We start from the raw sequence: 6,223 nt of genomic DNA, 5'->3' as shown, positions 1-6,223 counted from the left end.
GAATCGCTTATTTCCAAATTAATATTTTTTAAAGCTTGTCTTTCAAAAGGTGTTCCTTCATTATATATAAAATTCAAATCATTTATTTCTATACTCATATCGCCTTCACCAATTCCTCTATTGTAAGTATTTCTGGATCAAGCTTAAATCCAGTTTTATTCAACTCGTAAACAAGTTCGGTAACTTGCGGTATATCCAGCCCTATAGCTTTCATACGCTCAACATCACTAAATATTTCTTTAGGCGTTCCTATCTTTATTACTTTACCTTTTTCCATTATAACTATTCTATCTGCATTTACTGCTTCGTCCATATAATGTGTAATATGCACTATAGTTTTGTTTTTCTCTCTATTCAATTTTATTATAGTATCTATTACTTCTTTTCTGCCTACTGGATCTAACATTGCAGTAGGTTCATCAAGTATTATAATCTCTGGATCTATAGCTAATACTCCAGCTATTGCTATTCTTTGCTTTTGTCCACCAGAAAGCATATGTGGTGCGTGCTCTTTGTATTCAAGCATTTCTACTGTTTTCAATGATTTATCAACTATTTTTCGTATCTCTTCCGGTTCAATTCCTAAATTTTCCGGACCAAACGCAACGTCTTCTTCTACTATAGTCGCTACTAATTGATTGTCAGGATTTTGAAATACCATTCCAGCTGTTTTTCTTATATTCCAAATTTCCTCAGAATCTTTAGTATTCATACCTTTAACTATAACATCTCCTCTAGTTGGAAGCGAAAGTGCATTTATTTGCTTTGCTAAGGTTGACTTACCTGATCCATTATGTCCTAATACTACCAAAAATTCTCCCTCATATATATCTAGCGTCACATTATCAACCGCTGCAACATCTATTTCTTCGTCATTTTTATACTCATAAGTTAAGTTTTTAATTTCTATGATTTTTTTCATAGTATGTGCTCCTTTTATCGATTATTTTCAATATAAAACCCACATTAAAAAGGATTCCATGCACTATTGTACCAAATTATAGCTAATATATCTACGTTAAAGTAAATTAAATTCGTATATAAATTCCATATGTATTTAGTTTTTAAATAAAAAAAGGGACTAAGCCACTTAAAACTTAGTCCTTCTTCCTATACTAATTCGATAATAGCTACTTCAGCACCATCGCCACGACGAGGTCCCATTTTGTAGATTCTTGTATAGCCACCATTTCTCTCTTGATACTTTGGAGCAATCTCATCAAATAAAGTCGCTACTACTTCTTTATCATAAACAACTGATAGTACCTGACGTCTAGCATGCAAGTCTCCTCTTTTTGCTAAAGTAATCATTTTCTCAGCCATTCTTTTTGTTTCTTTTGCTTTAGGATAAGTCGTCTCAATTCTACCACTTCTTAATAAACTAGTAGTTAAGTTTCTCAGCATAGCCATACGCTGATCTGTTGGACGTCCTAATTTCTTGTTTTTAGCCATCGTTATCCCTCCCTTAGCTTCAAACCTTATTCATCACCTTGTCTCAAGCCTAATCCAAGTTCAATAAGTTTCTTTTGAACTTCTTCGAGCGATTTACGACCTAAGTTTCTAACTTTCATCATGTCTTCATCTGTTTTTCTGCTTAATTCTTCAACTGTATTAATTCCAGCTCGTTTCAAGCAGTTGTATGATCTAACTGAAAGATCTAATTCTTCAATAGTCATTTCCAAAACTTTTTCCTTGATGTCTTCTTCTTTTTCTACCATGATTTCAACATCACTAACATGATCAGTTAAAGTAATAAACAAGTTTAAGTGTTCACTCATAATTTTAGCACCTAATGAAGTTGCTTCCTCTGGAGATATACTACCATCAGTCCAAACTTCAAGTACTAATTTATCGTAGTCTGCACTTTCACCTACTCGAGTGCTTTCGATTTTATAATTCACTTTTTTAACCGGTGTAAATATAGAATCAATAGCGATAACACCAATAGGGTCATTTTCACTTTTGTTCTTTTCAGCTGGCACGTATCCACGGCCCTTCACCATCTGCATCTCCATATATAAATGAGAGTTTGCTTCTAAAGTAGCTATTTTTAAATCTTTGTTTAAAATCTCTACATCTGAAGGTACCGTAATATCGCCTGCCAAAATAGGTCCCGGTTCACTTGTATCAATGATTAGTGTTTGTGGTTCCTCTGTAGTCATATTCGCTGTCATTTCTTTTAAATTTAAAATGATTTCTGTCACATCTTCTGCTACACCTGGAATTGTAGAAAATTCGTGATAAATATTTTGAATTCTAATAGACGATACTGCAGCGCCTGGTAATGAAGATAATAATATTCTTCTAAGAGCATTTCCTAAAGTAATACCATATCCTCTCTCCAAAGGTTCTACTACAAACTTACCGTATGAATTATCTTCTTTTTTTTCAACTAACTCAATTTTTGGTTTTTCTATTTCTATCATCGTGCCCCTCCTTTATCGATATTTAATTGAGGGTGTGAAACAAGACTCTTGTATCACAATTATACTCTTCTTCTCTTAGGTGGTCTACAACCATTGTGAGGAACTGGCGTAACGTCTTTAATCAATGTAACTTCTAAGCCTGCAGCTTGAAGTGATCTGATTGCTGCTTCACGTCCTGAACCAGGGCCTTTAACATAAACTTCTACAGTTTTTAAGCCATGCTCCATAGATTGAGCTGCTGCCTGTTCTGCTGCCATTTGCGCTGCAAATGGAGTTGATTTTCTAGATCCTCTGAAACCTAATTGACCAGCACTTGCCCATGCAATTGCGTTTCCGCTCATATCTGTAATTGTAACAATTGTATTGTTAAATGTCGATCTAATATGTGCCTGTCCTTTTTCGATGTTTTTACGCGCTCTCTTTTTCACACGAGTTTTACGCGCTACTTTTTTTGCTGCCATGTCATTCCCTCCTTTACTCTAGCATTTTAATTATTTCTTTTTCTTCTTGCTAGCGAGTTTCTTAGGTCCTTTTCTCGTTCTAGCGTTGTTTTTTGTATTTTGTCCGCGAACTGGAAGACCTTTTTTATGACGAATACCTCTGTAACAGTTGATATCTCTAAGACGTTTGATGTCCATGATGACTTCTCTTCTTAAATCACCTTCAACTGTGTATTCTCCGATAGTGCTTCTTAAACGAGCAACTTCATCTTCTGTAAGATCTTTAATTCTTGTTTCTGGATTTACATTAGCCTTTGCCAAGATTTCATTTGATCTTGAACGACCGATTCCGAATATATACGTTAAACCGATCTCAACTCTTTTCTCTCTTGGCAAGTCGATACCTGCTATTCTGGCCATTAACTCACACCTCCTATACTATGACTAGCCTTGTACTTGCTTGTGTTTAGGGTTCTCACAAATAACCATTACTTTACCTTTTCTTCTGATAACTTTACATTTTTCACAAATCTTTTTTACTGATGGTCTTACTTTCATTTCGTAATCCCTCCTTATTACTTCTTCCTCCAAGTAATCCTACCTCTCGTTAAGTCATAAGGAGACAACTCGAGCGTAACGCGATCACCAGGAAGAATTCTTATAAAATTCATTCTCAATTTACCTGATATGTGAGCTAGTACTATGTGGTCGTTTTCTAATTTTACCTTGAACATAGCATTTGGTAATGCTTCAACTACAGTTCCTTCTAATTCTATGACATCTTGTTTGGACATAAGGTTTTTTAACCCCCATTCCTTTACTTTTTATATATATCAAGTGTCTTTCTAACTTGCGCATCTTGTAAAGAGCCTGTCTTAATAGCTTCTACAAGTTCTCTTAGAATCGTGTCAGTAACTTGTAAATGCTTGATCTTCTTCCTTTTAGGACGATCAACCATTCTCAAATCCCCGTCCACGACGTGTACATAGCTTTCGTCCACAATTTCAGTGACTATAAACACTCGACCTTTATCTCTTCCAGCTTTAGATTTTACAATCTGAGCTAGTGCAATTGTTTCTGTGGTTAACATCGTAACCTCCTACAATACTGTTAAAATTTCAGGATCATCCTCAGTAATAACAATAGTGTTTTCATAATGCGCTGATAGTTTTCCATCTCTTGTTACAACTGTCCAGTCATCACCTAAGACTTTAACTTGGAAGACACCTTCATTTACCATAGGTTCTATGGCCAATACCATTCCTTTTTTTAATCTAGGTCCTCGATTAGGAAGACCAAAATTAGGTATCTGAGGATCTTCATGCATTTGCTTGCCAATACCGTGTCCAACATAGTCTCTGACAACAGAAAATCCATTTTCTTCGACATATGTTTGAATAGCGTGCGAAATATCAGAAAGTCTATAGCCTTCTCTTGCAAATTTAATTCCTTCAAAAAAGCTCTGCTCTGTAACTTCTATAAGTTTTTTAGCTGTATCTGATATTTCTCCAACTGCTATAGTTCTAGCAGCATCGCCATAATATCCGTCAAATTTAACTACGATATCAACTGAGACAATATCTCCATCTTTGATTTTTCTAGATCCGGGAATCCCGTGAACTACCTCCTCATTGATGGACAAACAAAGCGCTCCTGGAAACCCAGCATAACCCTTTGTAGCAGACACTCCACCTTTTGAAATTATAAACGCTTCAACTTTTCTATCAAGCTCAGCGGTTGTCATTCCAGCACGTATAATCTCAGCTACATATTGATGAGCTTCAGCAACTATTTTGCTTGCTTTTCTTATAGTCTCTATTTCTCTTTGACTTTTTAATTCTATCATTCCTATTCGCTCCCAATCGCTTTAGCAATGTCGCCGAAAACGTCATTGATGGATTGTAAGCCATTTACACTGACTAGTATGCCATGTTGATCATAATAATCAATCAATGGCTTTGTCAATTCATGATAAATATCTAATCTTCTAGTGACTGTTTCTACTGTATCATCTTCTCGTTGATACAGCTTTGCACCGCAAATGTCACACACGCCCTCATTTTTTGGTGGATTATACACCAAATGAAACGTATGCTCACATTCAGTACAAACTCGCCTATTGACAATTCTTTCGATGAGTACTTGATCATCTACTTCAATATTTACCACATGATTTAGCTCTATGTGAAGCTCCGATAAAACTTCATCTAATTCATCCGCTTGAATTGCATTTCTTGGAAATCCATCCAATAGAAAACCGTTCTTACAATCTTCTTTTTGCAATCTATCACGAATAATATTTATTGCAATTTCATCTGGCACTAACATACCTTGATCAATGTAACGTTTTGCAATCTCACCTAATTCAGTCCCAGCTTTGATATTTTGTCTAAATATCTCACCTGTAGAAATATGTGCGATATTAAACTCATTAACTATCCTTGTTGCTTGTGTTCCCTTGCCGGCTCCTGGAGGACCTAATAGAATAACTCTCATATTATTCATCTCCTTTAAACAACCGACCAATCACACGCCTAAACTAGTTAAGAAAGCCTTTATAATGTCTTGTCAACATTTGAGCTTCTATTTGTTTCATAGTTTCTAATGCAACACCTACAACGATTAACAATCCTGTTCCCCCGAAGCCGATTGGATATCCAGCAAGTGTTGTTAATATTGCTGGTAACGTAGCAATCAAAGCCAATGCTAATGCACCAACAATTGTAATTCTAGACAATACACGGTTTAAGTAATCTGCCGTTGGTTTCCCTGGACGAATACCTGGAATAAATCCACCGTTTTGCTTTAAATTATTTGCATAGTCAACTGGGTTGAATTGTATTGCCGTGTAGAAGTATGTGAAGAATATAATCAATAATATATTCACTGTCGAATACACGTAAACACCTGGAGCCTTAGCCTGTGTCAACCATGTCTGTACAAATCTAGTAAATCCACTTTGAGGATCAAAGAAAAATGCTAGAGTTTGTGGAAATGCCAATAACGATGTAGAGAAAATTACTGGTATAACCCCTGCCATAAGGACTTTCAATGGTATATGTGTACTCTGTCCGCCATACATCTTGCGTCCAACTAATCTTTTTGCATATTGAACTGGAATTTTTCTGCTACCATCTTGAATCGCAACAATACCCGCAATAACAAGCAACGCTAATCCTACAAATAATATTACCTGTAAAATATTTAGTGTTCCAGTCATTGCAGCTTGTCCCATATCCATTAACGCGATACGTAACTTAGCTATAATCCCTGTGAAAATGATTATAGAAATACCATTTCCTATTCCATTTTCGGTGATTTGTTCGCCTAACCACATTAAGAAGGCTGTTCCTGCTG

Annotated in this window: 11 protein-coding genes; all 11 read right to left on the bottom strand. The window is 35.8% G+C overall.

Going from position 1 to position 6,223, the window contains the following annotated elements:
• Window positions 1-94 precede the first annotated feature (94 nt).
• Window positions 95-922, bottom strand: a complete 828-nt coding sequence (locus N4A40_04365) for an energy-coupling factor transporter ATPase (protein ID MCT4661074.1) — start codon at window positions 920-922, stop codon at window positions 95-97.
• Between the two features lie 188 nt (window positions 923-1,110).
• Window positions 1,111-1,452 (bottom strand): 50S ribosomal protein L17, encoded by a 342-nt coding sequence (gene rplQ, locus N4A40_04360; GenBank protein MCT4661073.1) that lies wholly within the window; start codon window positions 1,450-1,452, stop codon window positions 1,111-1,113.
• A 26-nt stretch (window positions 1,453-1,478) separates the two neighbouring features.
• Entirely contained in the window at window positions 1,479-2,426 is a 948-nt protein-coding gene (locus N4A40_04355) for a DNA-directed RNA polymerase subunit alpha (protein MCT4661072.1), read from the bottom strand.
• Window positions 2,427-2,485: 59 nt separating this feature from the next.
• Window positions 2,486-2,887, bottom strand: a complete 402-nt coding sequence (gene rpsK, locus N4A40_04350) for a 30S ribosomal protein S11 (GenBank protein MCT4661071.1) — start codon at window positions 2,885-2,887, stop codon at window positions 2,486-2,488.
• 30 nt (window positions 2,888-2,917) lie between these two features.
• On the bottom strand, window positions 2,918-3,286 hold the full coding sequence (gene rpsM, locus N4A40_04345) for a 30S ribosomal protein S13 (GenBank protein MCT4661070.1): 369 nt from the start codon (window positions 3,284-3,286) through the stop codon (window positions 2,918-2,920).
• Between the two features lie 24 nt (window positions 3,287-3,310).
• On the bottom strand, window positions 3,311-3,424 hold the full coding sequence (gene rpmJ / locus N4A40_04340) for a 50S ribosomal protein L36 (GenBank protein ID MCT4661069.1): 114 nt from the start codon (window positions 3,422-3,424) through the stop codon (window positions 3,311-3,313).
• Window positions 3,425-3,441: 17 nt separating this feature from the next.
• On the bottom strand, window positions 3,442-3,660 hold the full coding sequence (infA, locus tag N4A40_04335; GenBank protein MCT4661068.1) for a translation initiation factor IF-1: 219 nt from the start codon (window positions 3,658-3,660) through the stop codon (window positions 3,442-3,444).
• A gap of 23 nt (window positions 3,661-3,683) precedes the next feature.
• Window positions 3,684-3,956 carry a KOW domain-containing RNA-binding protein gene (locus N4A40_04330; protein ID MCT4661067.1) on the bottom strand — a complete coding sequence of 91 codons (273 nt, stop codon included), beginning with the start codon at window positions 3,954-3,956 and terminating at the stop codon, window positions 3,684-3,686.
• Window positions 3,957-3,965: 9 nt separating this feature from the next.
• Entirely contained in the window at window positions 3,966-4,712 is a 747-nt protein-coding gene (map, locus tag N4A40_04325; GenBank protein MCT4661066.1) for a type I methionyl aminopeptidase, read from the bottom strand.
• A 2-nt stretch (window positions 4,713-4,714) separates the two neighbouring features.
• Window positions 4,715-5,362, bottom strand: a complete 648-nt coding sequence (locus tag N4A40_04320; GenBank protein MCT4661065.1) for an adenylate kinase — start codon at window positions 5,360-5,362, stop codon at window positions 4,715-4,717.
• A gap of 43 nt (window positions 5,363-5,405) precedes the next feature.
• On the bottom strand, window positions 5,406-6,223 hold an 818-nt coding region (gene secY / locus N4A40_04315; protein ID MCT4661064.1), incomplete at its 5' end, for a preprotein translocase subunit SecY.

The sequence above is a fragment of the Tissierellales bacterium genome (genome assembly GCA_025210965.1).
In the GTDB taxonomy this organism is placed as follows: domain Bacteria; phylum Bacillota; class Clostridia; order Tissierellales; family JAOAQY01; genus JAOAQY01.
This window is presented reverse-complemented; position numbering and strand designations above follow the sequence as displayed.